The following is a 25,509-nucleotide window of genomic DNA, read 5'->3' as shown; positions in this document are numbered from 1 at the left end:
CGGACTCGGTCGCCGAGCGAACCACCGCGGGATCTCGAAACAGGCCACTCGGCCTGTCAGAAGCCACCGACATATTCGACGCGAAAGTGACTCAGCGGGGGCCGAATTGGCGGTCGCCTGCGTCGCCCAGGCCGGGGACGATGTAGGCATCGGAGTTGAGGCCCGTGTCGACGACGGCGGTGACCAGGCGCACGGGTAGGCCCGAATCGGCGAGAGCGGCAATGCCTTCGGGGGCGGCTACGACACACACCGCGGTGATGTCGGTGGCCCCTCGAGCGGCAAGCAACGTCAGGGTGTGGCGCATCGAACCGCCCGTGGCCAGCATCGGGTCGAGCACGAAGACCGGCATTTCGGACAGGTCGGCGGGCAGCGATTCCATGTACGGCACCGGCTGATGGGTGGTTTCGTCGCGTGCGATGCCGACGAAACCGACCCTGGCGTCCGGAATGAGTTCGGCGGCCGCGTCGACCATGCCGAGTCCGGCGCGCAGCACCGGAACCAACAGCGGCGGCTGCGCCAATCGCGTTCCCTCGGTGTCGGATACCGGTGTGGTGATCGGGAAGTGGACCACCGGCGCGTCACGTAGCGCCTCGTAGATCAGGATTCCGGTGAGATCGCGCAATGCCGCGCGGAAGGCCGGATTGGCCGTTCCCGCATCGCGCATCGTGGTCAGCAGGGCGGCGGCGAGCGGATGGTCCACGGTGTGCGTGCGCATGAGGGAACGATAAGGTCGAAAACGAGTTCGGCGGCGTACCTCCACCCGAATTTTTTTCGAACGGCTGGAACCGATCGGCAAGGCAGCGCGTCGAACTAGGTGGATGACGTACTCTGCCTGGGAACAAACAGATGGGGGAAGCACTATGCGAAAGATGTCGGCCGACACCGAAGGCATCACCGCCTATGGCGCGACGGCCGCGGCCATGTCAGGTGATCTCGCCGCCGCAGGGGTGAGCGCCGCGGCCGCCGATCCCACACTTCTCGGCCCGATCATGGGCCTTATCGGCGGCGATTTCATGGCCGCCTACGGCGCGGCGCACGCCGGACACGTTGCTTCGATCGGTCAGTTGTCGGCGGTGCTCGCGAGCATGGGCGGTGCGGCAACATCTTCTGCCGTCGTCCTCGAGGAAACCGACCTGAACAATGCCGCTGGGCTGAACGCCACCGGACTGGACGGATGACGCCGTGATCGATGTCAGCGCCCTGGTCCAGCCACTGCTCGACCTCCTTTCCAGCTTCGGCACCGGTGTCCTGCCAACTGGCGGACCCGCCGACGCACTGACCTCCACCTCGACCGCCGTCGACCAGGTGCACGCGGTCGGGCGCAACAGCGTCAACCAGGTGAACAACGCATGGGACGGTGCGGCGGCCGATGCCGTCACCGCGAAGGCGCTGCGGGTGCAGACCTCGGCCGCCACCATTTCCGATCGCGGCAACGATATGGCCACCGTCGTGAATCAGGCTGCGGCCCAAGTCGAAACGGGCCAGAAGGAACTGAACGGGATCGTCCAGTCATTCGTGAACCAGGCCACCGGTCTCGGTCCGGCGCTGGCCACACCGGAGGGGCTGACGGTGCTCGTCGGCTCCGCGATCGACCACATCGGTCAAGGCCTGAATGTGGTCGGCCGGGTACGCAACGAACTCGATACCCAGACCGCGTCGATGAACGAGCTGACTCCCCCGCCGTCGACGCCGTCGCTGTCCAATGTCGCCAGCACGGTCGGCACCGCTACCCAGGGTGCCTCGCAATTGTCATCGACCGTGAGCACTGTCGCGAGTGGCGCGGGCGGCATGCTCAGCAGCCTGATGAGCACCGCGAGCAAAGCCAGCACCACGTCCGCGAGTACGGCATCGAGTTCCAAACCGAGTACGAGCACCACGACCGGGACCGGGCAGTCGTCGGCCTCCGGGAAGGGCGTGAAGATCACCCTGCCCGACGGAAGCGTCGTGGAGGCCCCGAACGAAAAGGCTGCGACGGCGGTCAAGGCGGCCATCGGCGCGGTCGGCACGCCCTACGTGTGGGGTGGCAACACGCCCGGCTCCGGACTGGACTGCAGCGGTCTCACTAAGTACGCCTACGGCGAGGCCGGTGTCGATCTGCCCCGCCTGGCTCAGGAGCAGGGCAATGGCCATACGCAGGTGTCACCGGGTGATCTGATGCCGGGCGATCTGGCCGTGTGGGATGGCCACGTCGCGATGGTGATCGGCAACGGACAGTTCGTCGAGGCCGGTAATCCGGTCCAGATCAGCTCGGTTCGAACCGACAACATGGGCATGAACTTCCATGGCTTCTACCGGCCGACCTCGTAAATGAGCGGAGCGAACGAATAATGTCCCAGCCCCAGACCCCACCGATACCCAATGTCACGGTGGCGGCGAGCACCAACCGATCGGGCACCATCTCGGTCCGTGCCACCGACCAGGGCATGCCGATCGAGATCAAGTTCGAGCGCAGCGAATACCGTTACGGCGCACAGACTCTGGCCGACGAGATCCTGCGATTGACCAAGCGTTCCACTGTCGCCGCCCGAGCCCGCCGCCGCGAGCTGCTCGCCGAGGCGGGCATGCCCGCCGACATCTTGGACAAGCTCGGCCTGCCGACGCGCCAGGCCGCGGTGGACGAACTGGACCGCATCGATGACGCGGACACCGGACCGACTAGCTGGATGAGGCCGGTATGACTGAGCGGAGCGAACGAATCATGAACGCAGGTGCCTCAGCGGTCATGCCGGAGCCGAGCGCCAGCGAGGCGCAGGTATGAGCGCTGAAATGGACGCGCTGGTCGCCAACGCGACGGCGAAACTGGAAGCGCTCGAGGCCGCGCTGTACGGCCTTAAGCAGGTGCACGGCCGGTTCCGGACCGAGGACGGCATGGTCAGCGTCGAGGTGAACAGCGACGGCGCGCTGGTCGCGCTGAGCCTGTCGGAGTCGGTCACCTCGCTGCCGCCTGCCGAGGTCGGTCAGCTGATCATATGGGCCTGTCGCCAAGCCGCGGAGGACGCCGGCACGCAGCGATCGAAGGTCGTTGCGACACTGAACGAGTCGTTCGCGGTCGGGCCGGAGGGCGCCCCGGGAAGCGTTGGGGGCGGGCCGGATAGTCACTGACTCGGAAGGTCGATAGGCTTCCGCACATGGCTTCTGGAGACATCGTCCCGATCGAGCTCGGCCTGACCGACGGCGATCTCGTCACCCTGTGGGCACCGCGCTGGCGCGACGGTGATGACGAGTGGGAGGCGTTCCTCGGACATGAGGACTCCCTCTACGGTTTCGAGACCGTCGCGGAGCTGGCCGCATTCATCCGGACCAACTCCGATAACGATCTCGTGGACCATCCGGCGTGGAAGGTCGTGGCCGGGCTGTCGGCGGTCGAATTGGAGCCGGAGGAGAATTTCACCTTCGATCTGGTCGGGGTACCGGAGCTGGTCGCGAGCGATCCAGATGTGGATACCATCGCCGAGCTCGACGACACGCTCAGCATGGTGCGCAATATCGGTGAGGTGTGCGAGCTGGAGACGGTGACCAAGTTCTTCGGCTCCCATCCGGTGGTCGGCGCGCTGGCCAGCGGCGTGAGCGCCTTCGTCGGGCGCGACGGCGAGGAGCTGTGGGATCAGATCGGCGCCGCCATCGCCAAGGGCTGGGACGACGTGCTCGACGCCATCGACTCCGTGGTGCAGACCCCCGAGGTCGATGCCGAGGCGGTCGCGGTCGCGGAGGCCGAACTGCTCGCCGCGGAGGAAAACGTCGTCGACGCCGATGACGCGGCCGACAGCGAGGAGGACGAGGAGTTCGAATCCGTCGACCTCGATGCGGACGACGAGGAGGAGGAAGAAGAAGAAGAGGGGGAGGAGGAGTCGTTCTGGCATGAGGTCGGCATCGACCCGGTCAAGATCGTCACCTCCGACGGCACCTACTTCACACTGCGCTGCTACCTCGACGACGAGCCGATCTTCCTCGGCAAGGACGGCTCCATCACCGTGTTCGGCTCCGAGCGCGCGCTGGCCCGTTACCTGGCCGATGACCACGAGCATGAGCTGGCGCGGGTGAGCACCTACACCGATGTGCAGACCGCCGCCGTCGACGGTTCGCTCGAGGTCGAGGTCACCGACGAGAACGTCTACGTGCTGCCCGGTCTCGCCGACGATCTGGCCGAGGGCCCGCAGGCGGTCGATGTCGAACAGCTCGATCTTGCGGTCGAATTGTTCACCGACGCAGCCGATTACGCCGACGACGATACGGTTGAACAGGCGCTGGCGCAGTCCACTCCGCTCGGCTGGTACGTCTCGTACCTGCTGAACCCGGACCCGACCCGCCTGGCCCCGAACCCTCCGTTCACCGCGGAAGCCCAGAGCTGGCGGGATCTGGAGCGCAACTTCGAGTCCCGGCTCACGCAGGAGAAATAACTACCCGAGTAGTACGGCGTAACCCGGCTTGATGATGTCGTCGATGATGCGCAGACGTTCGGGGAACGGGATGAACGCGGACTTCATCGCGTTGATGGTGAAGCGTTCGAGGTCGCTCCAGCCGTAGCCGAAGGTGTCGACCAGCTTGAGCATCTCCTGGCTCATGCTGGTATCGCTCATCAAACGGTTATCGGTATTGACGGTGACGCGGAAGCGCAGCCGCGCCAGTAGGTCGAACGGATGCTTGTCGAGTGAGGGAACCGCGCCGGTCTGCACATTCGACGACGGACAGAGCTCGAGCGGAATTCGGGCATCGCGCACATAGTTCGCGACCAGGCCGAGCTGCGCGTCCTCGATCGCGCCGGTAACGGTGATGTCATCGGTGATCCGCACACCGTGGCCGAGCCGATCGCAGCCACAAAATGCCAGCGCCTCGTGGATGGACGGCAGTCCGAACGCCTCACCCGCGTGAATGGTGAAGTGCGCGCTATTGGCTCGCATGTATTCGAAGGCGTCCAGGTGGCGGCTGGGCGGGAACCCCGCCTCCGCGCCCGCGATATCGAATCCGCCGACGCCACGATCGCGCCACCGCACGGCGAGTTCGGCGATCTCGCGCGAACGCGCCGCATGCCGCATGGCGGTGAGCAGGCAGGTCACCACGATAGGGTGACCGTCCTCGGCCGCGGCCGCCGCACCTTCGCGGAATCCGGCGAGGGTGTGCTCGACCACCTCGTCCAGGGTGAGGCCGCGCTCCAGATGCTGTTCGGGAGCGAAGCGCACCTCGGCATAGACCACGCTGTCGGCGGCGAGGTCTTCGGCACATTCCCGAGCCACGCGGCGCAGGCCCTCGGGGGTCTGCATTACCGCGACAGTGTGCGCGAAGGTTTCCAGATAGAGCTCAAGCGAGCCGCTGTCGGCCGCATCGCGGAACCATGCCGCCAGCTCGGTCTCATTGTCGGCGGGTAGGTCTTCGTAACCGCAATCGGCGGCGAGCTCCAAAACCGTCGCGGGCCGCAGACCACCGTCGAGATGATCGTGCAACAACGCCTTGGGAGCTTGGCGGATCGAGGCAAGGGTCAAAGGCATCGGTCCTGTCATGACCACACGTTAGCCGCACCGACCCCTTCATGCGGCTGTGATTGCGCTCTCCGCCACCCCCCGCCCGAGACATAATCCGCAATGTCGCTGCTCGAGTAGCCGATGGCCACCCATGAGTACCGGAAAGCCGCTTTAACCAGCCAAGAATTAACGTAGCGGTCGGTTTCCCGCCCACTTGCCGCAAACCTCATGCCCGCCTCCGGTGCGATCGATTCGTACTCGCACAGACCGACTGATCCGGCGGCCCAGGACCGCCGGGCAATCGGACTTCCCGACGGTTAGCGAGGCGAGCGGGTCACCGCGGCGGGGCGCTGTGATGTCAGGGGCCGATGCGGTCCACGACGCTAAGCGAGGCGAGCGGGTCACCGCGGCGGGCGCTGTGATGTCAGGGGCCGATGCGGTCCACGACGCTAAGCGAGGCGAGCAGGTCACCGCGGCGGCACGCTGTGATGTCAGGGGCCGATGCGGTCCACGACGCTAAGCGAGGCGAGCGGGTCACCGCGGCGGGGCGCTGTGATGTCAGGGGGCGATGCGGTCCAGGACCAGGGCGGCTGGCGGGGGTGCCGTGGTTCCGATGGTGAAGGAGTTTTCGAGGGCGGCGAGAGCGCCGGGGAAGGCTTGCGGCGTGTCGGTGTGCAAGGTCAGCAGGGGCTGGCGTGTGGTTACGGAATCGCCTGGTTTGGCGTGCAGTTCGATGCCCGCACCGAATTGGACTGGATCGCCCTGGCGAGCTCGACCGGCGCCGAGACGCCAGGCGGCGACGCCGATGGCCATGGCATCGAGTCCGGTAAGGACACCGTCTTGTTCGGCGCGCACGATTTCGGTGTGCTTCGCGCGCGGCAGGGGCGCGTCCGGATCGCCGCCTTGGGCCTTGATCATGGCGCGCCAATGGTCCATTGCGCGACCATCAGCGAGGACGTCGGCCGGGTCGATATCGAGTCCGGCCTGGGCCACCATCTCGCGGGCGAGGGTGAGCGTCAGCTCGACGACGTCGGCGGGGCCGCCGCCCGCGAGCACCTCCACCGATTCGGCGACCTCGAGCGCATTGCCCGCGGTGCGTCCGAGCGGCGTGTCCATCGCGGTCAGCAATGCGACCGTCCGTACCCCCGCGTCCGCGCCGAGTTCGACCATGGCCGTTGCCAATTCGCGTGCACCGTCCAGGGTTTTGAGGAAAGCACCCGCGCCGACCTTCACATCGAGGACGAGCGCGGCGGTCCCTTCGGCGATCTTCTTGCTCATGATCGAGCTGGCGATCAACGGTATGGATTCAACGGTCCCGGTGACATCGCGCAGCGCATACAGCCGCTTATCGGCGGGCGCGAGATCGGCGCCCGCCGCGCACACCACCGCGCCGATGCCCGGATCGGACAGAATCTCCCGCATGCGCGCCACCGACACATCGGCCTGCCATCCCGGTATCGCCTCCAGCTTGTCCAACGTCCCGCCGGTATGCCCCAACCCGCGCCCGGAAAGCTGCGGCACGGCGGCCCCGCACGCCGCGACCAACGGCGCCAGCGGCAACGTGATCTTGTCCCCCACCCCGCCGGTCGAATGCTTGTCCACGGTCGGCCGTGGCAGATCGGTGAAGTCCATCCGCCGCCCCGACGCGATCATGGCATTCGTCCACCGCGCGGTCTCCCGCCGCGTCATCCCGCGCCACACGATCGCCATCGCCAACGCCGCCATCTGCTCGTCGGCCACCGCGCCCTTGGTGAACCCATCCACGACCCAATCGATCTGCGCATCCGACAGCTCCCCACCGTCGCGCTTGGCCGTAATGATCGAAACCGCGTCCACTGCCATCACACCGGCAAGTCTGGCACGGGACACGCTCGTCCCCTGGAACTTGCCGGTGCCCTCCGATAGCCTCCGCGCATCATCGAGTAGACGTCGGGGGTGCAATGACGCGCGCACACCTGGACCGCCGCGTAGCGGATCTCGAGTTCAGTGTCCGCGAGGTCGAAACGGGAGCACCTCGGGATCACCTAGGTCGACACACCAGAGATCAGCATGCCGACGGAAGTCGAAATCGACGCGTCGTTCGGAGATTGCTGAGGACGGCCTAACACTGCCCGGCATCGAGATCGTCAGGTCCGAAGGCGTCGGGGAGCAGGGTTCGTAGCGGCACGGGTCCGGCCTTGTGATCCACAAGTAGATCGGCTCCGCCGTGTTCGTAGAGGAGCTGGCGGCAACGCCCACAGGGCATCAGGATTTCGCCCCGGGAATCGGTAACGGAGATAGCCAGCAAACGGCCTCCACCACCCGCGAATAAGTTACCGATGAGTACGCATTCGGCACAAAGGCCCAATCCATATGAGACATTTTCCACATTGCAGCCGCTCACAATTCGGCCGTCGGAACTGAGAGCCGCCGCGCCGACCGGAAACCGCGAGTACGGCGCATAGGCATTGCGCATAACTTGGATTGCTTTGTCGCGCAGGGATTTCCAGTCGATATCCGCCATCGGGAACCCCTTCCGGAGCTAGCCGCACTTGCCCGCGCAGGGGCCGCAGCGCAACCCATTACGCATCAAGAAAGGTAAACCTAACTCGCTCGACTGTAGCGCAACGCACGGCACGCCGAATTAGTTCCGCGATTGCGAGGGGATTAGAGTCCAGATCAGATCGGTTCAGGTTCCCGGCGGCGGGCCCACGCGCGAGCTATTGAAGCAGCAAAGCGCAGCCACCTGGGCATATACATCCACGTCGCCTGCCTCGGACTTGCAACCGGGTCCATCAACGACGTTGGAGGCACCGCACTCTATGACCACGACAGAAGCTCCGGCACAGCCGAAGCGGAAGACGCTGTACCGAGGCGACCCCGGAATGTGGTCCTGGGCGCTCCACCGGATTACCGGTGTCACCATCTTCTTCTTCCTCTTCGCGCACGTCTTGGACACCGCACTGGTACGGGTCAGCCCCGACACCTACGACCACGCCATCGAGACCTACAAGAACCCGATCGTCGCCCTGATGGAGATGGGTCTCGTCGTCTGCGTGCTGTTCCACGCGCTCAATGGCGTACGCGTGATCCTGGTCGACTTCTGGGCCAAGGGCCCGAAGTACCAGAAGACGATGCTGTGGGTGATTCTGGCCGTCTGGTTCCTGCTGGTGGTTCCGGCCGTCGGCCGCCAGTTCTTCTACCTGTTCACGGAGCACTGACATGAGCGAGCGAATCATCAGCACAGCCGCCAGTGCGGTCACGCCGGAGCCGAGCGCCAGCGAGGTGGAGGCATGAACGCACCTGTCATCGGTAAGAGTTACGACCGACCCGCGAGCCTGGATCTGCCTCGCTCGCCGCGCGCCCGCTCCAACAACAACTTCGAGAAGTACGCGTGGCTGTTCATGCGCTTCTCCGGCCTGCTGCTGATCGTGTTGGTCCTGGGCCACATGACGATCATGCTGCTGCTCGACGGCGGCGTGAAGCGCTTGAACTTCGCCTTCGTTGCCGGGCGCTGGTCCAGCCCGTTCTGGCAGTTCTGGGATCTGACCATGCTCTGGCTTGCCCAGTTGCACGGCGGCAACGGCCTGCGCACCGTGATCGCGGACTACTCGCGCAAGGACTCGACCCGGTTCTGGCTGAACACCTTGCTGGCCATCTCGATGATCCTGATCGTGGGCGTTGGCACCTACGTCATCTTCACCTTCGACCCCAACATCAGTTAGGAACAGGCGAACTCCGATGAGTGAGCGCAGCGAACGAATCATCGACACAGCGTGTTTCACACATGCCGGAGCCAGCGAGGTGCAGGCATGAGTGAATCCCGGATTCAGGAGCACCGCTACGACGTCGTCATTGTCGGTGCCGGTGGCGCCGGTATGCGCGCGGCGATCGAGGCCGGGCCCCGAGCCCGCACCGCCGTCCTGACCAAGCTCTACCCGACCCGCAGTCACACCGGCGCGGCGCAGGGCGGCATGTGTGCCGCACTGGCCAATGTCGAAGAAGACAACTGGGAATGGCACACCTTCGACACCGTCAAGGGTGGCGACTACCTGGTCGACCAGGATGCCGCGGAGATCATGGCCAAGGAGGCCATCGACGCGGTGATGGACCTGGAGAAGATGGGTCTGCCGTTCAACCGCACGCCCGAGGGCAAGATCGACCAGCGCCGCTTCGGTGGTCACACCCGCGATCACGGGAAGGCCCCGGTCCGGCGCGCGTGCTATGCCGCCGACCGCACCGGCCACATGATCCTGCAGACGCTCTACCAGAACTGCGTCAAGCACGATGTGGAGTTCTTCAACGAGTTCTATGTGCTCGACCTGGTCATGTCCGAGACCGAGCGTGGTCCGGTCGCGACGGGTGTGGTCGCCTATGAGCTCGCCACCGGCGAACTGCATGTCTTCCACGCGAAGTCGATCATCTTCGCCACCGGCGGTTCCGGCCGGATGTACAAGACCACCTCGAACGCGCACACGCTGACCGGTGACGGTATGGCGATCGTGTTCCGCAAGGGTCTGCCGCTGGAGGACATGGAGTTCCACCAGTTCCACCCGACAGGCCTTGCCGGTCTTGGCATTCTGATCTCCGAGGCCGTCCGCGGTGAGGGCGGCATCCTGCGCAACGCCAGCGGTGAGCGCTTCATGGAGCGCTACGCCCCCACCATCAAGGACCTCGCACCACGCGATATCGTCGCCCGCTCGATGGTGCTCGAGGTGCTCGAGGGCCGCGGCGCCGGACCGAACAAGGACTACGTCTACATCGACGTGACCCACCTCGGCGAGGACGTGCTCGAGGAAAAGCTGCCCGACATCACCGAATTCGCACGCACCTACCTGGGTGTGGACCCGGTGAAGGAACTGGTGCCGGTCATGCCGACCTGTCACTACGTGATGGGTGGCATCCCGACCCGGATTCGCGGCGAGGTGCTGCGCAACAACACCGATGTGGTGCCCGGCCTGTACGCCGCGGGTGAATGCGCGTGCGTTTCGGTGCACGGCTCCAACCGTCTCGGCACCAACTCGCTGCTCGACATCAACGTCTTCGGCCGCCGCTCCGGCATCGCCGCCGCGGAGTACGCCCAGCGCACCGAGTTCGTCGAGATGCCGGAGAATCCGGCGAAAATGGTGCAGGACTGGCTGGCCATGCTGCTGTCGGAGCACGGCAACGAGCGCGTCGCCGATATCCGCACCGAACTGCAATACACGATGGATATGAACGCCGCGGTGTTCCGCACCGAGGACACCCTCAAGCAGGCGCTCACCGATATCCACGCGCTCAAGGAGCGCTACACCCGAATCACGGTGCAGGACAAGGGCAAGCGCTACAACAGCGACCTGCTCGAGGCCGTCGAGCTCGGCTTCCTGCTGGAGCTGGCCGAGGTCACCGTGGTCGGCGCGCTCAACCGCAAGGAATCGCGCGGCGGTCACGCCCGCGAGGACTACCCGGATCGCGATGACGTGAACTTCATGCGGCACACGATGGCTTACAAGGAGGGTGCGGAGCTCATCTCCGATATCCGCCTCGACTTCAAGCCGGTGGTGCAGACCCGCTACGAGCCGATGGAGCGTAAGTACTGATGACTGCCGCACTCGACACACCCCCGCAAAAGGCCGCACCGGTGCCCGAGGGTTCGGTCATGGTCGACGTCAAGATCGCCCGGTTCAACCCGGAGGACGACAAGGGTGCGCACTGGGAGACCTTCCAGGTACCGGTGCTCCCGACCGACCGCTTCCTGAACGTGCTCATCTACATCAAGTCCTACCTGGACGGCACGCTCACCTTCCGCCGCTCCTGCGCGCACGGCGTCTGTGGTTCGGATGCCATGCGAATCAACGGCGTGAACCGGCTGGCCTGCAAGGTGCTGATGAAGGACATGCTGCCCAAGAGCGGCAAGACCCTCACCATCACCGTCGAGCCGATCCGCGGCCTGCCCGTGGAGAAGGACCTCGTGGTCAACATGGAGCCGTTCTTCGACGCGTTCCGTGCCGTGAAGCCCTACCTGATCACCTCGGGTAACGAGCCCACCCGCGAGCGCATCCAGAGCCAGGCCGACCGCGCCCGGTTCGACGACACCACCAAGTGCATCCTGTGCGCCTGCTGCACCACCTCCTGCCCCGTGTACTGGAGCGACGGCAGCTACTTCGGCCCGGCCGCGATCGTGAACGCACACCGCTTCATCTTCGACAGCCGTGACGAAGGCGCCCGCGAACGCCTCGACATCCTCAACGATGTCGAAGGCGTCTGGCGCTGCCGCACCACCTTCAACTGCACCGATGCCTGCCCCCGCGGCATCGAGGTCACCAAGGCCATCCAGGAAGTCAAGCGCGCACTGCTGTTCGCCCGCTGAGTCGAGGCACGCGAAGGCCGCCCGCATCAAAAGATGCGGGCGGCCTTCGTCGTCTGCGCAATAGGATCCCCCGCTGCGGAGCTTTTCCCATTTCATTCCCATTCAGGGACATTTCGGTAGCCCTCGTCGTCTAGGCAATAAACGGCGGTACGGATGCGTTCCAGGGGGCATGAGTGAACCGAAAGTAGAGGTAATCAGCGTTCCCGCGCGCAACGCGTACGAAATCCGACTCGATGGCACGCCCGTCGGCGAAGAGCTGTATTTCGATGATGGTGCGCACCGTGTCTTCTATGCGACCGAGGTCGATCCGGCGTTCGGCGGAAGAGGATTGGGCAGCATCCTGATCCACGACGCGCTGGCGGACACGGTAGCGAGCGGCCGCCGGATCGTACCGGTGTGCCCGTTCGTGGTGCGGTGGGTCACCAGGAACAACGACTTCGCTACCAGCGTCGACGAACCGACACCCGCATTGCTGCAGCGCATTCCGGCACTGCCCCGCTGATCGCATCACGCACCCGACCGCTGCAACGGTGCGGCGCTCGCCCACCCCTCCCCTGCGATCACCACGTGGTCGAGGAAACGCAGGCCGACGATGCGAGCGGATTCGATGAGCAGACTGGTCGCGCGACGGTCGTCGAAGCTGGGGACCGGGTCGCCGGAGGGATGATTGTGCACCACCGCGAAGGCGCGACCGTCGTGACGCAGCACGGTATTGAGTATTTCGCGGACCGGGACGGCGACCTGATCGATCGCACCTTCGGCCACGAATACCTTGTGCCGCAATCGATTCTGCGCATCGCACACCAGCACCAGCAGTCGTTCGACACGGGCACCGGCGAACAGCGGCAGCGCCACCCGAACGACATCGGCGGCGGCGTCCAGGCGCGGGGCGCTTTCCGGACTGCTGCGGGCCCTGGTCGCGAGGTGAAAGGCGGCGATGATGGCCGCGGCCTTGGCCTCCCCGACGCCCGCTCGCCGCGATAATTCCTCCGGCCGCGCGGCCGCCAAACCGGCGATGCCGCCGTGCTCGGCAATCAGTTCGGCGGCCATGTCCAGTGCGCTTTCGCCCCGGCGTCCCTGGCGCAGCAGCACGGCGAGCAATTCGCTGTCACTGAGCGCGTGCGGGCCGAGCGTGAGCAGCCGTTCCCGTGGACGTTGGCCGAATGGCAGTTTGGCGATGGGTACCGACATCATCCCCCCTCGAATGCGGTGCGATCTTGCGCATCATGCCAGCCCCCACCGACATTGAAGATGGGAAGGCTTCCACCGTCGCATCCTTCCCAACGACTGTCGCTTTGCTGGGTTGACAGGTCGGACGCGGTCGACACCGCTTCGGATGCGATACCGACCACGGTCTGCGCACCGTGACCGGATCGGGCAAGAGGACTGTCCTATCGGCACTGATCCGGCCAGGGCGTCCGAGCGCATGGACGAATTTGCCATAGCCGCTGGCCGAGCACCCTGCCACCACGAATGACGGTCGCGGCCTTGGCTATTCGGATGCCATGAACGGCATCGAATGCGTCGACGAACCGGTCCTGAAGTACCTGATCGAGCTGACCTCACCGCAGGAAGGGCTGCGCTGCCCGATGCGGTGACCCCGATCAGCCGTCGGCAACCGCGATCTCGGGTCCGGGCAGAGCACACAGCACACTGGCAGCCAACCGCTCCAGATGGTGAAGTTGCCGCTCGTGCACAACGATTCGGCGCAGCGCCTCGTTGATGGTGGCGTTGCTCGTCGATGTGCCCATGATGGCGGCCGCGGCGGCGAGCAGTTGCTGGTCGAGATCGATCCGCACGGATTTCATGCGCCCTCCTTCGTACATTCGCCATATTGCTTTATCCGACCCGCTGATGTCTGGCAAATCGGGCACAACACCGGTATCGGTACTTGACTAACTACCCTACGGGGGTATAGTTCTCCGCATGGAGCACGAGCACGGAACGCCCATCGAACACCACGAACATGCCGGACACACAGCACATTCCGCGCATGCGGCAGCCGCCGGGCATACTGGGCACGCAAACCCCGAGCATCACGTTCCGGCGTCCTGGCGGATGGCCGCCCAGGCCACCCTGCACTGCCTCACCGGCTGCGCGATCGGCGAAATCCTCGGCATGGTGATCGGCACCGCGCTCGGCTGGAACAACACCGCGACCATGGTGCTGGCAATCGTGCTTGCCTTCTTCTTCGGCTACGCACTGACCATGCGTGGGGTCCTGAAGGCGGGTCTGCCGCTGGCGGCAGCGATCACTACGGCGCTGGCCGCTGATACGGTCTCGATCACGGTCATGGAGATCGTCGACAATGCCGTCATCCTCGCGGTGCCCGGTGCCATGGACGCACATCTGGATACAGTCATGTTCTGGGCGACTCTGGCTTTCTCTCTGGTCGTCGCCTTCATCCTCACCACACCGATCAACAAGTGGATGATCGGACGCGGCAAGGGCCATGCGGTGGTGCACGAATTGCACGGCCACCACTGAACACTTTCGCCACCGCCATGACCGGTCTACTGCCGGTAACAACGCGAACAAGCCCGACCAGCTAGGCAGTTTGACAAGCTGGGCGGGCTTTTGTTGTCGCCACCGCCCGGCGGTGCTTGCATCGACGTATGTTCACCGAAGCTCAGCTGTACTCGCCGGTGACTCGGTCCGGCGATGGCGATGTCATGGTGCACCTGAGCGACGAGCACCCCGGCGTGCACGATCCCGAATACCGCGCCCGCCGCAATGCGATCGCGGCGCTCGCGCTGGATTACACACCGGATAAAGCGTTGCCGCATATCGACTACACCGATGAGGAACAGCAGGTGTGGCGCATCGTGTCGGCCGAACTCGCACGCAAACACCAGAAGTACGCCGCCGCCGAAGTGCTCGCGGCCGCCGCCCGGCTCGATTTGCCGAGCGATCACATTCCGCAGCTCGACGAGGTCTCCGCCGCGCTGACCCCGCTGACCGGATTCCGCTACGTACCCGCCGCGGGTCTGGTGCCGCTGCGCGAGTTCTTCGGCTCCTTCGCCGACCGGACCTTCCACTCCACCCAGTACATCCGGCACCATTCGGCCCCGCTGTACACCCCGGAGCCCGATGCCATCCACGAGATCATCGGGCACGCCAATCAGATAGCCAGTCCGCGTTTCGCCGCCATCTACGAAGCGGTCGGCGCCGCCGTCACCCGGCTGACCACCGAGACGGCGCTGAAGTTCCTCGCCGATGTGTTCTGGTTCTCCATGGAATTCGGCGCGGTTCGCGAGAACGGCGAAATTCGTTGCTACGGAGCCGGACTACTGTCCTCTTACGGCGAGATCGAGGAGTTCCAGCACGCCGAGCTGCGACCGCTGGATGTGGCGAGGATGGGCACCGCCGTCTACGACATCACGCACTACCAACCGATTCTGTATTGCGCACAGTCGATTTCGGAAATCGAGGATGTGATCGGCGGATTTTTCAGCACCATGGACGACGATTCGCCGCACCGCGCATTGCACACGTCGACCAGAATGTGACACATCATCGTTTAAAACTCGAAAGTTGCTGGAGGACACTGTAGTTCGCCGGATTCACACCTGTCGCGACAATCCACCAACCGGCTGTTAGCCTGCCTCGCGTCCGATCTCTTCGAAGGGGCGCGAGCCGAGATGACTGTTGATACAACCGATTCCACAGCCGAGACGACGCCGCTGTGGCTACAGGGCCGGGACGCGGTGGTCGCCGCGACGCCGGCCGAGCATTGGCGCAACGGCGCGCCCGACTACCACCTGACCAACGAAACCGTGCCGCGCGAGCGCACCACCGAGCATGCGGCGGGCTCACTCGAAGCCATCGTCGAGGATCTGGTGCGAGTCTTCGAAATGGAGGTCTCACACAAGAAGGACCCAGCGACCTGGGTGTCGCTGGTAGCCGAGCACTACCGTGGCCGAGTCAACGGCGGAGCGTGGCAGGACGCCGAGGAATTCGCACGGATCGGCAGCTACAACATCCTGATCGGCGATAACCCGTACTACGAGGTCGAGCGAGAGACCTTCGAGTCCTCGCATGAGATCTTCCATACCGCCTTCCCGAAGGGCTTCTTCTGGGAGGTGCTCGAGGTGCTGGCCGGACCGCCCGCGGTCACCTTCCGCTGGCGGCACTGGGGTCGCTACGACGGCGAATACAAGGGCCACCAGCCCACCAGCGCATTGATCGAGATGTTCGGCGTGACGATCGCCAGGGTCAGCGACGACCTGCGCATTCTCGAACTCGAGCATTTCTACGACAACAACAAGTTGCTCGGCCCATTGGCACACGGGTGCCCGGTTACCAAGTCCGCCTAGGACTTTCCGCCGCTCGGCAGCACTACTGCTTGCCGAGCGGTAACCCCGCCTCCAGGAAATCCATTGCGCGATTGAGGTTCTCGGCATTGAGCGGCGAGAGCTTCGCGATGCCGAGCGCGATCCCAGCCATGGCACCGGCGGTCACGCGTATCTCGAAATCGTCCATATCCCGACCCATATGCTCGGCGAGCAGAGTCGCCAACAGGTCGATGCCGCGCTGCAGTTCCAAACCGATGGCCGCGCGCAGTTCCGGCACGTGATAGAGCAGCGCCTGACGCTCCTGCTCGAATGCCAGCTCGGCGGCGGGCAGGTTCCCGAACACCTGTGCCGTCGCATTGCGGAACGCGGTCAACGGTGGGATGTCGTGTGGTTGGGCCCGTATCGCGTCGATCATCAGCGGATCGAGATCGTCGGCGAGCACCAACTGTTCCTTGGTCGGAAAATAGCGGAAGAAGGTGCTGGGTGAGACCTCGGCCGCCGCGGCGATCTGCTCGATGGTGGTCTCGCTGTAGCCCTGCTCGCGGAACAGCCGGAACGCTTCTTCACGAATCGTCCGGCGGGTCCGTTCCTTCTTCCGCTCGCGCAGGCTCTGCGCGGCCGTCCCGTCCGCGGGCAACTCAACCGACATATGTCGATTCTGGCCCATCAACCGGCACCCGCGCGTCCGGTATCGCCTCCGGGCGTTGTGGTGCGCCCGTCGACCGCCGTGGCAGCACCCGCAGTGCGAGCGGTACCGCCACCGCGCAGATGGCCGCACATACCCACAGCATCGCGCTCATCCCGCCGACGAACGCCGACTGCACCTGCTCCAGCATGGCGGCATTGCCGGTCGAGTTCGCGACTGCCACACCGGAATTCACGCTATCGCGAATAGGATCGACATTCAGCGCACCGAGATCGTCGCGGTACACGGTAGCCAGCACGGTGCCCAGCAGCGCCACCGCGATCGTGCCCGCCGCCTGACGCAGTGCCTGCACCAGTGCCGAGCCGACGCCCGCGCGGGCCACCTCGAGATTGTCCAACGCGACCGCCATACCGACCGGCAGTCCGAGGCCCATGCCCGCACCGGTCAACCCGACCCACAGGGCCACGAACCAGTACGAAGTCCCCAGATCGGTCAGCCCGCCCAAGCCCATGCCGACTGCCAGTACCGTCAGGCCGAGCGCCACCATGAGCGCCGGTCCCAGTTTCGGCTGCAACCGATCCCCCAGCCGCGATCCGACCAGCAGTCCGGCGATCATCGGCAGCAGCCGCACTCCGCTGCCGAGCGCATCGACGCCGAGGACCGCCTGGAAGTACTGCGGCACGGTGAAGAACAGGCCGAACAGACCGAAGGTGATAATCACGGTGAACGCCGCGCCCCAGCGGAAACCCGGGCTGCCGAACAGACCCAGATCGACCAGCGGGAAGCTCGCACGCCGCTGCCACACGATGAATACCGCGACGATCGCGACGCCGCCGAGCAACGCACCCCAACCGAGCCCGTTGCCCCATCCCTTATCACCGAGCCGGATGAATCCGTAAGTGACGCCGACCATACCGAGGATCGACAGCGCGATGCCCGGCAAATCCATCGGCCGCTGATCTGGGTTCCGCGATTCCGGCACCAGGGCCGCGACGGCCGCCGCGCCCAGCACCACCATCGGAACATTGATCAGGAATACCGAACCCCACCAGAAGTTATCGATCAGCCAACCGCCGAGGATCGGACCGAGCGGCAGTCCCAGTGCGGTCGAGGTGACCCAGATGTTCATGGCCTTGGCCCGCTGCGCCGAATCCGGGAACAGTACTGGCAGCACCGCCATCGACAGCGGCATCATGACCGCCGCCGCGACGCCGAGTACCACGCGGGCCGCGATGAGTTGACCGGCGGTGGTGGCGAAGGCACAGGCCAGCGAGGCCGCACCGAACAGCACCAGCGCGCCGAGCAGCAGCTTTTTGCGGCCGTAACGGTCGCCGAGCGCGCCGGCGGGCAGCATCACGGCCGCGAGCGCCAATGTGTATGCGGAACTGAACCACTGCAGCGCGCCAGTATTCGCATTCAGGTCGACAGCGAGCGTGGACAGCGCGACGGTCAGCACGGTCATATCCAGGCCGATGGTCAGCATCGCCAAGGCCAGCGCCCCCAGCGCCAGCCAGCGGCGAGTCGAGTCTGTCTTCATAGCCCCTCCAGAAAATGATAGTTACTACTTTTTGATAGTAACTCTCATTTAATAGTTCCTGTCAATACTCGATCCATCCGCGCCTCTTAGCCGCCCACAACGCGGCCGGTCAGTAGGCTCGCAGCCGATGAGCACCCGGGATCTTCGCCTCCTCGTCGCACTCTGCCTCGGCTCCGCACTGGCCGTAACAGCCGTGATGTGGGGCCCTGCCGCGACCGTTTCACAGGCAACGCCGACGACCGCGACGACGACGCCGTTCAGCACGCCGAATACCGACAGCTGCCCGCAGAAGACCAAGCCGCCCAATCCGATCGACGAATCCGAGGTCCCTGAACCCGGACAGCCGACGCCGACCGCGCTGGCCGTGCCGATTCCGCCGGTCGGCGGCTCACGTCTGGGTGAATGCGGCGTCGTCATCCCGCGCGGCGCACCGGCGGTACCCCAGGACATTTCGGCCACCGCCTGGCAGGTATCGGATCTCGATACCGGTGAGGTACTCGCCGCCAAGGACCCGCACGGTCGCTACCGGCCCGCAAGCACAATCAAGGTGCTGCTCGCGACCGTCGCGCTGCGCAGCCTCGATCTGAACAAGACCGTCACCGGGACGCAGGAGGATGCGAATGCCGACGGCACCCGGGTCGGCATCGGTCCCGGTGGCCGCTACACCAACCGACAGCTCATGCAGGCGCTGATCATGGCGTCGGGCAACGATGCCGCACACGCCATCGCCGCCCAACTCGGCGGCGACGCCGGTGCCGTGCAGAAGATGAACGAACTGGCAAAATCGTTGTACGCCTTGGATACTCGCACCGCCAGCCCGTCCGGTCTGGACGGTCCCGGCATGAGCAGCTCGGCCTACGACCTGTCGGTGCTGTTCCGCGAGGCCATGACCATTCCCCTGTTCGCCGAATTCATCCACACCGAGCAAGTCGACTTTCCCGGCTACCCCAAGGACCCGAAGAACCCTGATGACAAAGATCATCCGGGCTTCCCCATCGCCAACGACAACCACCTGCTCTACGACTACGACGGTGCGCTCGGCGGCAAGACCGGTTACACCGATGACGCCAGACAGACCTTCGTCGCCGCCGCCCAGCGCGACGGCCGCCGACTCGTCGTGACGCTGCTGAAAGCCGATGTGCTGCCGCTGCGTCCGTGGGAACAGGCCGCGCGCCTGCTCGACTACGGTTTCGCCCTGCCGAAGGGATCCACCGTCGGCAAGCTTCCCGAAACCAAGTCCGCATCGACGAAAAGCGCTGCGGGACTTGCCTTTCCACCACCGAAAGACACCGACCACGAGGCACAGTCTGTCGATGAACCCGACAACCACACGGGCCCCCGTGCGCTATCGCTGGTAGGCGGCGTCATCCTGGTCCTCGCACTGCTGCTCGGAGCTCGTCGCGTGAGCCGCCACCGATAGACCGAAGTTCCAAAAGCCGTTGCGGCAGAGGTATTTCAAGATCCTACCTGTCGAACGACTTTCCACCGCCAACGGCCTTCTGCCGCGACAGTTCTCCGCCAGTTCACCCCGCTGCGCTGCGGGTGGTGGGCCTCGTCCGGAACCTGGGCCGGATGCTCTTCGTGAAGTATTCTTACGGCGATTCACTAGGGGGTGACCGCGATGGCAGGGCGGACTGGCGACTCGGCGGTTGGTGGGTCGGCACGCGAGGTGGTAGGGCTCTGCGCCGAAATCCACGGCTTCCACGCTCTACTGCCGACGGCCGCTACCCCAACTGCCCCGAGAAGTACACCCTGGCACCGGAATCCGGCCAGGGTACTCACCTCCCTACCGCCAGGTCGAGTTCTCGCACCGATCGGCCAAGTAGACGCGCGCCCGACATGCCGCCTCAGCCGGAAACGAACGGGATTGCGTCGGCACGCGCGGTTATCGCCACATCAACAGAAAGTCAAAGAATGACCTACGAATTCAAGGTCGCCCCAGACGATATCGATAAGGCGGCAGACCAGCTGGCGGAAATCGCGGTGGGAAGCGCGAAGGCGGTCGAGTATGCCAAGAAGCATCTCGACCTGGAAAGCAATGCCGGTTTGGCCCTGAAACCTCTCATCGGCGTACTTCAAGAAGCCTGTGACGAACTGGCGGTGAATTACACACGGCTGGGCTCCAAGACAAGCGAATCCGCCACGGAGTTGAAGAACGCCGCGAACATGTACCGAACGGTCGACAAAGCACGGGCCGAAGCGCTCGACAAGACCTACCCGACAAAGGCCAGCAAATGACCGACACTACTACCGCCTCCGATCCGACCGCGAAGCTCGTCGAACCGCAGGTAGAGGCCTGGTTGTCGACCGGAGGAACTCTGGTCGACTTCGTCCTCGGAAACGCGTACAGCGTTACCTACTACTTGAACGTCATCGTCTCGTTGACCGGATGGAACCCGATCGAAGATGTACAGAAGTATTTTGGAGGAGATTGGCAAGAGCTGCTCGAGTCCGCTAAAGCGGTAGAGAATCTGGCCGCATATAACACCGCCTACGGTGACGCGATCGACGCAGCGATGAAAAATGTCGAATCATCGTGGCAGGGCAACGCGGCCACCAGCGCGGCCGATTACTTCTCCAAACTGACGACGGCCCTCGACGGGCAGGTCGAGCCACTGACACAGATCGCCAACGCGACCGCCGCGTTCGCGTGGGCTTCGTTCGGCATCGCGCAGACCGTCCAAGCGGGAATACTGGAACTCGGCGACCGTGCGGTTCAGTGGGTTCTGACGCAAGCCGCCGCAGCTGCTGCAGCAGCGACCGGCGTCGGCGCCTCCGCCGCAGCCGCACTCGAGGTCGTCTGCAATGCCATCCTCCTCGCGATGACACTCAATGTTGTGAAACAAATCAAGAACCTTGGAGCCTTGCTGGCTGCCGCACAAGCAGCGCTCGGCACGATCACGGCGTTCATCGGGACCGCGATGGAATTCCAGATCCCCAGTCTCGGCGGAACCTACGACCATCCCGGGGTGAACTGATGAATCGCGAGGAACCGATGCTGGATCTCGCCGGCGGCGATGTCGGCATGTCACGTCACCTTGCGAAGGCTCTGAACATCATTGTCGGCAGCCCGGGCCTCGCCCCGGATCTGAAGGCGCAAATGCAGGAGATCCTGCAAGGGAAGGGCACCATCCGCGATCTCGTGCACAGCGAGTCGTTCGCGCGTCTCGGCGACGCGGTCATCCCCAAGGCGCTAGAGGATTTCGCGGCGACATCGCCCGAGGAAATCCAGCGAAAGGCCGAACTGGGAAACGCGATCCTCGAAAGCTACCGGAACCAGGATCCCGAAACTTCGCCCCCCGCAGAGCCATCCCCGAGTTCGTCGCCCGAGCAATCGCCGACCAGTGCTCCCCAGGGAACACCGTCGACGGCGGCCTCCGAGGTCGGAAGCAGCGGTAACCGCCCTGCGAGCCATGTGATTCCAGGAACTCGGAAGCCCAACCGCGATCGGATCGTCACACCCGACGACCTGGACGACGACGATCTGTACTTTCAGGACCGCAACCAACGCGGATGGCTCGAGTGAGGCTACCTCGCCTGGCCGGTGACTATTACCGCCCCAACAGCGGTGACGGCTTCGAGGCGACCCCACTACCACCGAATCCACCGGTGTATCAGCGGCCGTACACGCACGAGGACGACGTGACGATCCGGCTGCGTCGGTGTCAGGCCCCTTTGCCGAATACCGGTTCGCTCTGGCGGAAAACGCCCCGGCGGCTACGCGTCGAACCACTCGAACTGGAAATTGCGCAATCTCTGCCCGATTTGTGTCCCGGGCACGGTCTTCCGGCGGTGTCGCGAAACCACGTGCGGGCCAGCTTCTACGACACGGAGCTACATCCTCGGTTTCATCGCACAGCCAGAGAACGAGACCTCGGCAAGAACTTGTTCACCGGAGGCGTGGTGCCGGTCGCACCTGTTTCGACGATCCTCGTCGGCGAGTGGCCCGTCTGTGACCGATGCGTCCGTACGTCCGGGCGATACCGCTGGGCCGCCCGCTCGCTGCTATGGCTGATGGTCGCCAATCTCGTCGCTGTGGTGATAGTCAGTGTGGCGCATGTCGATCCCCTGCTCATCCCGCTGGTACTCGCACTCTTCCCGGGTTCGATTCCGCTGGGGCTGGTGGTGGTCATCCACCTGTTCGGCAAGAGTGCCCAGCGGGTGACGTACCGCCCCATCTGTGACGAAAGGTTCGCCTTCGTCCAAGCTCACCCCCGCTTCCGGGCAGCGATAGAACAAGATCCGCGCTATAGTCCTTCGCTCGACAAAGAGCCTGGCACGCAATAAGAATCGGTCGTCTCGGCCATCCGGGACGGCCGAGACGGACATCGCGCAGACCCGCAGATGCACCCTCGGCATTTGCCACCGCTTCGCTCGAGCGGAGACCCCGCGCCGAGCCATCCCGATATCAGCGTCGCTGTTCCCCGTCGACCGGCCCCGGCAGACTGCCTAGATCGAGCGTCGGCTTCTGCGCAGACGTGCGAAAAGTCTCGAACTGACGGCCTTGCTCGAGCTGCCCAGATTCTTTGGCAACCAGCATCTGGCAATCGAACCCGGAAGCGACCGTCGGCGCTGGAGCGGCGGATCAGGGGCGCGGTTGTGCCAGGCGGGTGATTTCGCGGCGGATTGCGGACTGGTCGCAGGGGGCGATGTGGAATTCGTTGTATTGGTGGCGGTAGTGGTAGCGGCCGTCGCCTTCGATGTCGAACCAGTTCAGGTATTCAGGTGGGGCGGGGTGGGAATCACGTAGGCCGCGAAGGATTTCCACGGTTCCGGAACCGGAGCGCGGGGCGCGCAGCAGGCGGTAGATGCGGTCGGACGCTGTCTCTTTGAGGCCGGTCCAGGATTCGAGGTCGTCGACCAGGCGTTGGGCATCTTCGGCCACGGCCGGATGACGTCCCGGCGGCACGTCGCCGAGCACTGCCGTGAATACGGCGGCCGCGATCGCGGCGGTGCCGACCTCGAGCACTACATTGCCGCCGAAATCGGGGGTGGGGCCCGGCCGTTGCACCAGGGTGACGCCGATGTCGGCGTCGATCGCGCCGAACGCGCGCAGCGGGCGTCGCCGAGTTCCGGTCAGCGTCAATGCGATTCGCGGATCGGCGGCCACACGCAAGGCCGCCGAGAGGTCCGGGTTGGCGTGCAGCGGCATGCGGCGGTCCAATTCGCGGGTGAGCTGGTCGAATTCGTCTTCCCAGCGCACCGAGGCGATCAGGCGCAACGGAAAGGGGTAGCGATCCGACCCCGTCTCGCGCCAGATGTGCATGAACTCATCGGGCGTGAACTCGAATTTCACCCGTGCTCACCGCTCGGGTGGGCCGCGGGCACCTCGGACCCGATCGCCTGGGGAACCGCGGGATCGTCCGGGCCGACCAGTTCTTCGTACTGGCCGATCAGGTAGTCGGGGACCTTGCGGCTCGACTCGTCCTCCCCCGATTTGCGTCCCGCACCGGGCGAGGACATGCCCGACATACCGTTGCGGCCGCTGCTGGCGGCGCTGGTCGCCGCGGTGGAAACCATTGCCGCGCCGGAGTTTCCGGTCGTCGGCACGCCGGTGACACTGCGCCCTGGACTCGGTGTGGTGCTGCTGCCGGGTCCGGATGTGCCACCCGGTCCAGAAGTACCGAAGCTGCCCGGCTGTCCGGAGGTCGTCTGGGTGGTAGTTGTCGCGGCGGGCGAGGTGGCGGTAGTGCTCGCGGCTGTCGTCGGAGACTGCGTCTGTTGTCCGGTAGTGGAATTCGAGTCGAGGGCCGTGGGGTTCACCGTGCCCTGATCGCTCCCCGGTGTGCCCGATCCGTTCGACTCGCCGTTGCCACCGCCAGTGTTCCCAGTGCCCGATCCGGTGGTGCCGCCATCGCCGCCCCCGTTACTTACGCCCGGCCCGCTAACGCCGTTGCCTCCGCCTGGCGACGTGACCGGCACGAATGTTGGGACACCGGACCCGGCGGGACCGTAGGACGGTTTGTAATTGTTGTTCATGGTGTCGATCGCCGTGCGATGCAGCGCCTCGATACCGCGCTGATAGGCGACTTCCTCGCTGTCACCGGCCCCGACCAGTCCCGCGCCGACCGCGGAAATGATGACCTGTGCCGGATCCAGCGTGGTCGCCGAACCCCTGCTCCCCTCCGCCGCGGATGGCGGCGGCACCGTCATCTTCACCACCTCGGCGGCTGACGCCACACCCTTTATCCGGTGCCCACAAGCATTGATCACCTGCTCGACATCGCTGGCCTGCCGATAAAACGTCTGCGCCGCAGCGAGAGCCGCATCGGCCATGGTCCCCTCGATGCCCGAGGCCAATGCCTTCTGAATCGCGAGATTCGCGCCGAACAGTCCACCGCTCAGCGCGGTGGCGATGCTGATCCAGGTATCGGCCTGATGATGCATGATGCCCGGACTCATCTGCTGCGCGTGAGTGTAGATCTCCTCATGCGTGATGCCCTCGAACTGCTCCATCCGAGTGATGTACGCCGGATCCTGGCCATCGGCAGAGAGTTTCGTCTCGTACTGCTGCGCCCCCTGCTGCTGACCGCGCGCAAGCGTGCTCGGCTGAGTGGTGTCGGGCTTGCGGCTCGAATCGAATGCGCCGAGTGCTGAGGGAACATTATTGATGTCGAGAGGGCCGGTCATGGTTAGTTGTCCTTGCCGATCTCCGGTTCGATGGTGGAGGCGATGTCGGTTATGCCGTCGCAGGGGTTGAGGGTTTGGGGGGCGCGGGTTGTCAGATCGACTGCTATCTGTACGAACCCCGCCTTTGTACGCAGATCGACCTGACAGCCGCGATGGGCGTCGGGATCGTGGACGAGGAGAGCTTCGCGGCCGTTCACGGTGATCGGCTCGCTGTAGGAGCCGACCTTCTTCAGGTCTTCTTCCCAGGTTGCGTTTCCGGAGAGCAAACTCAGGTCACGCAGTTGAGAAGAGAAGTGGCAGACAAGGAAGCTGTACTCGGCGATGAGATCTTTGCCGCGCTCGCGCGTGGTCCCGCCGAATCCGGCCTTTTGGATGGTCTCGTCACTGATCCATGTGCACGGGTCGAAGACGATCTTTGGACGTCCGGTGCTGGCGGTGTACTTGTTGTCCTGCGACGGGGGCTGAAGCTTCGGGTTGGTCAGGGTCGGCCTAGCCGACTGAGTTGCAGTGGATGACGTGGCCTGATCTGAACCGGCCGGGTGCGGCGGGTTGTCGCTGCCGGATGAACAGCTCGTCGCGACCGGCGCGATCACTGTCGCCAGTAGGGCCAGCAAGAT

The 25,509-nt window shown here is 64.8% G+C and carries 29 protein-coding genes; 18 read left to right on the top strand and 11 right to left on the bottom strand.

The window, feature by feature from the left end; translation table 11 throughout:
• Positions 1-91: 91 nt before the first annotated feature.
• A complete protein-coding gene (gene upp, locus ACQP2U_RS05435) occupies positions 92-715 on the bottom strand; it encodes a uracil phosphoribosyltransferase (protein ID WP_433713674.1) in 624 nt (207 codons plus the stop codon).
• A 154-nt stretch (positions 716-869) separates the two neighbouring features.
• Here upp and ACQP2U_RS05430 point away from each other — a divergent pair, with 154 nt between their 5' ends.
• From ACQP2U_RS05430 to ACQP2U_RS05410, 5 genes are all read left to right on the top strand, one after another.
• A complete protein-coding gene (locus ACQP2U_RS05430) occupies positions 870-1,178 on the top strand; it encodes a hypothetical protein (RefSeq protein ID WP_433713673.1) in 309 nt (102 codons plus the stop codon).
• Between the two features lie 4 nt (positions 1,179-1,182).
• Positions 1,183-2,307, top strand: a complete 1,125-nt coding sequence (locus ACQP2U_RS05425; RefSeq protein WP_433713672.1) for a C40 family peptidase — start codon at positions 1,183-1,185, stop codon at positions 2,305-2,307.
• Between the two features lie 20 nt (positions 2,308-2,327).
• The gene (locus tag ACQP2U_RS05420; protein WP_397031771.1) at positions 2,328-2,678 is read left to right on the top strand and encodes a hypothetical protein; all 351 of its coding nucleotides are present in this window, start codon (positions 2,328-2,330) and stop codon (positions 2,676-2,678) included.
• Positions 2,679-2,754: 76 nt separating this feature from the next.
• The gene (locus ACQP2U_RS05415) at positions 2,755-3,102 is read left to right on the top strand and encodes a YbaB/EbfC family nucleoid-associated protein (protein WP_433713671.1); all 348 of its coding nucleotides are present in this window, start codon (positions 2,755-2,757) and stop codon (positions 3,100-3,102) included.
• Positions 3,103-3,128: 26 nt separating this feature from the next.
• Positions 3,129-4,397, top strand: coding sequence for a primosomal protein (locus ACQP2U_RS05410; RefSeq protein WP_433713670.1), 1,269 nt, complete (start codon positions 3,129-3,131; stop codon positions 4,395-4,397).
• On the opposite strand, the gene ACQP2U_RS05405 is transcribed toward ACQP2U_RS05410, so the two are convergent.
• The 3 genes from ACQP2U_RS05405 to ACQP2U_RS05395 form a co-directional block, all read right to left on the bottom strand.
• On the bottom strand, positions 4,398-5,495 hold the full coding sequence (locus ACQP2U_RS05405; RefSeq protein WP_433713669.1) for an adenosine deaminase: 1,098 nt from the start codon (positions 5,493-5,495) through the stop codon (positions 4,398-4,400). It lies immediately after the preceding gene.
• Between the two features lie 519 nt (positions 5,496-6,014).
• The gene (locus ACQP2U_RS05400) at positions 6,015-7,298 is read right to left on the bottom strand and encodes a thymidine phosphorylase (protein WP_433716372.1); all 1,284 of its coding nucleotides are present in this window, start codon (positions 7,296-7,298) and stop codon (positions 6,015-6,017) included.
• A 259-nt stretch (positions 7,299-7,557) separates the two neighbouring features.
• Positions 7,558-7,959: a cytidine deaminase gene (locus ACQP2U_RS05395; protein ID WP_433713668.1), complete on the bottom strand. Its 402-nt coding sequence runs from the start codon at positions 7,957-7,959 to the stop codon at positions 7,558-7,560.
• Positions 7,960-8,257: 298 nt separating this feature from the next.
• On the opposite strand from ACQP2U_RS05395, the gene sdhC reads away from it, so the two are divergent.
• The 5 genes from sdhC (at position 8,258) to ACQP2U_RS05370 (ending at position 12,286) form a co-directional block, all read left to right on the top strand.
• Positions 8,258-8,656 (top strand): succinate dehydrogenase, cytochrome b556 subunit, encoded by a 399-nt coding sequence (gene sdhC / locus ACQP2U_RS05390; protein ID WP_433713667.1) that lies wholly within the window; start codon positions 8,258-8,260, stop codon positions 8,654-8,656.
• A 72-nt stretch (positions 8,657-8,728) separates the two neighbouring features.
• Positions 8,729-9,160: a succinate dehydrogenase hydrophobic membrane anchor subunit gene (locus tag ACQP2U_RS05385; RefSeq protein WP_397031760.1), complete on the top strand. Its 432-nt coding sequence runs from the start codon at positions 8,729-8,731 to the stop codon at positions 9,158-9,160.
• An 87-nt stretch (positions 9,161-9,247) separates the two neighbouring features.
• Positions 9,248-11,014 carry a succinate dehydrogenase flavoprotein subunit gene (gene sdhA, locus ACQP2U_RS05380; RefSeq protein WP_397031758.1) on the top strand — a complete coding sequence of 589 codons (1,767 nt, stop codon included), beginning with the start codon at positions 9,248-9,250 and terminating at the stop codon, positions 11,012-11,014.
• On the top strand, positions 11,014-11,784 hold the full coding sequence (locus tag ACQP2U_RS05375) for a succinate dehydrogenase iron-sulfur subunit (protein WP_433713666.1): 771 nt from the start codon (positions 11,014-11,016) through the stop codon (positions 11,782-11,784). Before sdhA ends, ACQP2U_RS05375 begins: the two co-directional genes overlap by 1 nt.
• 169 nt (positions 11,785-11,953) lie before the next feature.
• Positions 11,954-12,286, top strand: a complete 333-nt coding sequence (locus ACQP2U_RS05370) for a GNAT family N-acetyltransferase (RefSeq protein ID WP_433713665.1) — start codon at positions 11,954-11,956, stop codon at positions 12,284-12,286.
• Between the two features lie 5 nt (positions 12,287-12,291).
• Here ACQP2U_RS05370 and ACQP2U_RS05365 read toward each other — a convergent pair whose 3' ends face one another.
• On the bottom strand, positions 12,292-12,978 hold the full coding sequence (locus ACQP2U_RS05365) for a JAB domain-containing protein (RefSeq protein WP_433713664.1): 687 nt from the start codon (positions 12,976-12,978) through the stop codon (positions 12,292-12,294).
• A gap of 410 nt (positions 12,979-13,388) precedes the next feature.
• Positions 13,389-13,592 (bottom strand): type II toxin-antitoxin system VapB family antitoxin, encoded by a 204-nt coding sequence (locus ACQP2U_RS05360; RefSeq protein ID WP_433713663.1) that lies wholly within the window; start codon positions 13,590-13,592, stop codon positions 13,389-13,391.
• Positions 13,593-13,710: 118 nt separating this feature from the next.
• On the opposite strand from ACQP2U_RS05360, the gene ACQP2U_RS05355 reads away from it, so the two are divergent.
• The 3 genes from ACQP2U_RS05355 to ACQP2U_RS05345 all read left to right on the top strand — a co-directional run bounded on the left by ACQP2U_RS05355 (position 13,711) and on the right by ACQP2U_RS05345 (position 16,100).
• Complete coding sequence (locus tag ACQP2U_RS05355) at positions 13,711-14,271, top strand: DUF4396 domain-containing protein (protein WP_433713662.1); 561 nt, start codon at positions 13,711-13,713, stop codon at positions 14,269-14,271.
• A gap of 128 nt (positions 14,272-14,399) precedes the next feature.
• Positions 14,400-15,293: a phenylalanine 4-monooxygenase gene (locus ACQP2U_RS05350; protein ID WP_433713661.1), complete on the top strand. Its 894-nt coding sequence runs from the start codon at positions 14,400-14,402 to the stop codon at positions 15,291-15,293.
• A gap of 132 nt (positions 15,294-15,425) precedes the next feature.
• Positions 15,426-16,100 carry a SnoaL-like polyketide cyclase gene (locus ACQP2U_RS05345; RefSeq protein ID WP_433713660.1) on the top strand — a complete coding sequence of 225 codons (675 nt, stop codon included), beginning with the start codon at positions 15,426-15,428 and terminating at the stop codon, positions 16,098-16,100.
• A 22-nt stretch (positions 16,101-16,122) separates the two neighbouring features.
• Here ACQP2U_RS05345 and ACQP2U_RS05340 read toward each other — a convergent pair whose 3' ends face one another.
• Positions 16,123-16,728: a TetR family transcriptional regulator gene (locus ACQP2U_RS05340; RefSeq protein ID WP_433713659.1), complete on the bottom strand. Its 606-nt coding sequence runs from the start codon at positions 16,726-16,728 to the stop codon at positions 16,123-16,125.
• Complete coding sequence (locus ACQP2U_RS05335; protein ID WP_433713658.1) at positions 16,718-18,262, bottom strand: MFS transporter; 1,545 nt, start codon at positions 18,260-18,262, stop codon at positions 16,718-16,720. Before ACQP2U_RS05335 ends, ACQP2U_RS05340 begins: the two co-directional genes overlap by 11 nt.
• Positions 18,263-18,389: 127 nt before the next feature.
• Here ACQP2U_RS05335 and ACQP2U_RS05330 point away from each other — a divergent pair, with 127 nt between their 5' ends.
• From ACQP2U_RS05330 to ACQP2U_RS05310, 5 genes are all read left to right on the top strand, one after another.
• On the top strand, positions 18,390-19,682 hold the full coding sequence (locus ACQP2U_RS05330; protein ID WP_433713657.1) for a D-alanyl-D-alanine carboxypeptidase family protein: 1,293 nt from the start codon (positions 18,390-18,392) through the stop codon (positions 19,680-19,682).
• A 494-nt stretch (positions 19,683-20,176) separates the two neighbouring features.
• Positions 20,177-20,500 (top strand): type VII secretion target, encoded by a 324-nt coding sequence (locus ACQP2U_RS05325; RefSeq protein ID WP_327095619.1) that lies wholly within the window; start codon positions 20,177-20,179, stop codon positions 20,498-20,500.
• Positions 20,501-20,562: 62 nt separating this feature from the next.
• A complete protein-coding gene (locus ACQP2U_RS05320) occupies positions 20,563-21,240 on the top strand; it encodes a hypothetical protein (RefSeq protein WP_397031734.1) in 678 nt (225 codons plus the stop codon).
• On the top strand, positions 21,240-21,788 hold the full coding sequence (locus ACQP2U_RS05315; protein WP_397031732.1) for a hypothetical protein: 549 nt from the start codon (positions 21,240-21,242) through the stop codon (positions 21,786-21,788). The genes ACQP2U_RS05320 and ACQP2U_RS05315 overlap by 1 nt, the downstream gene beginning before the upstream one ends.
• Positions 21,785-22,549: a hypothetical protein gene (locus tag ACQP2U_RS05310; RefSeq protein WP_433713656.1), complete on the top strand. Its 765-nt coding sequence runs from the start codon at positions 21,785-21,787 to the stop codon at positions 22,547-22,549. Before ACQP2U_RS05315 ends, ACQP2U_RS05310 begins: the two co-directional genes overlap by 4 nt.
• Positions 22,550-22,847: 298 nt before the next feature.
• On the opposite strand, the gene ACQP2U_RS05305 is transcribed toward ACQP2U_RS05310, so the two are convergent.
• The 3 genes from ACQP2U_RS05305 to ACQP2U_RS05295 are packed head-to-tail and all read right to left on the bottom strand — an operon-like array spanning position 22,848 to position 25,485.
• Positions 22,848-23,558, bottom strand: a complete 711-nt coding sequence (locus tag ACQP2U_RS05305) for an ESX secretion-associated protein EspG (protein WP_433713655.1) — start codon at positions 23,556-23,558, stop codon at positions 22,848-22,850.
• On the bottom strand, positions 23,555-24,892 hold the full coding sequence (locus ACQP2U_RS05300) for a hypothetical protein (RefSeq protein ID WP_433713654.1): 1,338 nt from the start codon (positions 24,890-24,892) through the stop codon (positions 23,555-23,557). Before ACQP2U_RS05300 ends, ACQP2U_RS05305 begins: the two co-directional genes overlap by 4 nt.
• 2 nt (positions 24,893-24,894) lie before the next feature.
• The gene (locus ACQP2U_RS05295) at positions 24,895-25,485 is read right to left on the bottom strand and encodes a DUF3558 domain-containing protein (protein ID WP_433713653.1); all 591 of its coding nucleotides are present in this window, start codon (positions 25,483-25,485) and stop codon (positions 24,895-24,897) included.
• Positions 25,486-25,509: the final 24 nt, after the last annotated feature.

Source organism: Nocardia sp. CA-084685, assembly GCF_050955785.1.
Lineage (GTDB): Bacteria > Actinomycetota > Actinomycetes > Mycobacteriales > Mycobacteriaceae > Nocardia.
This window is presented reverse-complemented; position numbering and strand designations above follow the sequence as displayed.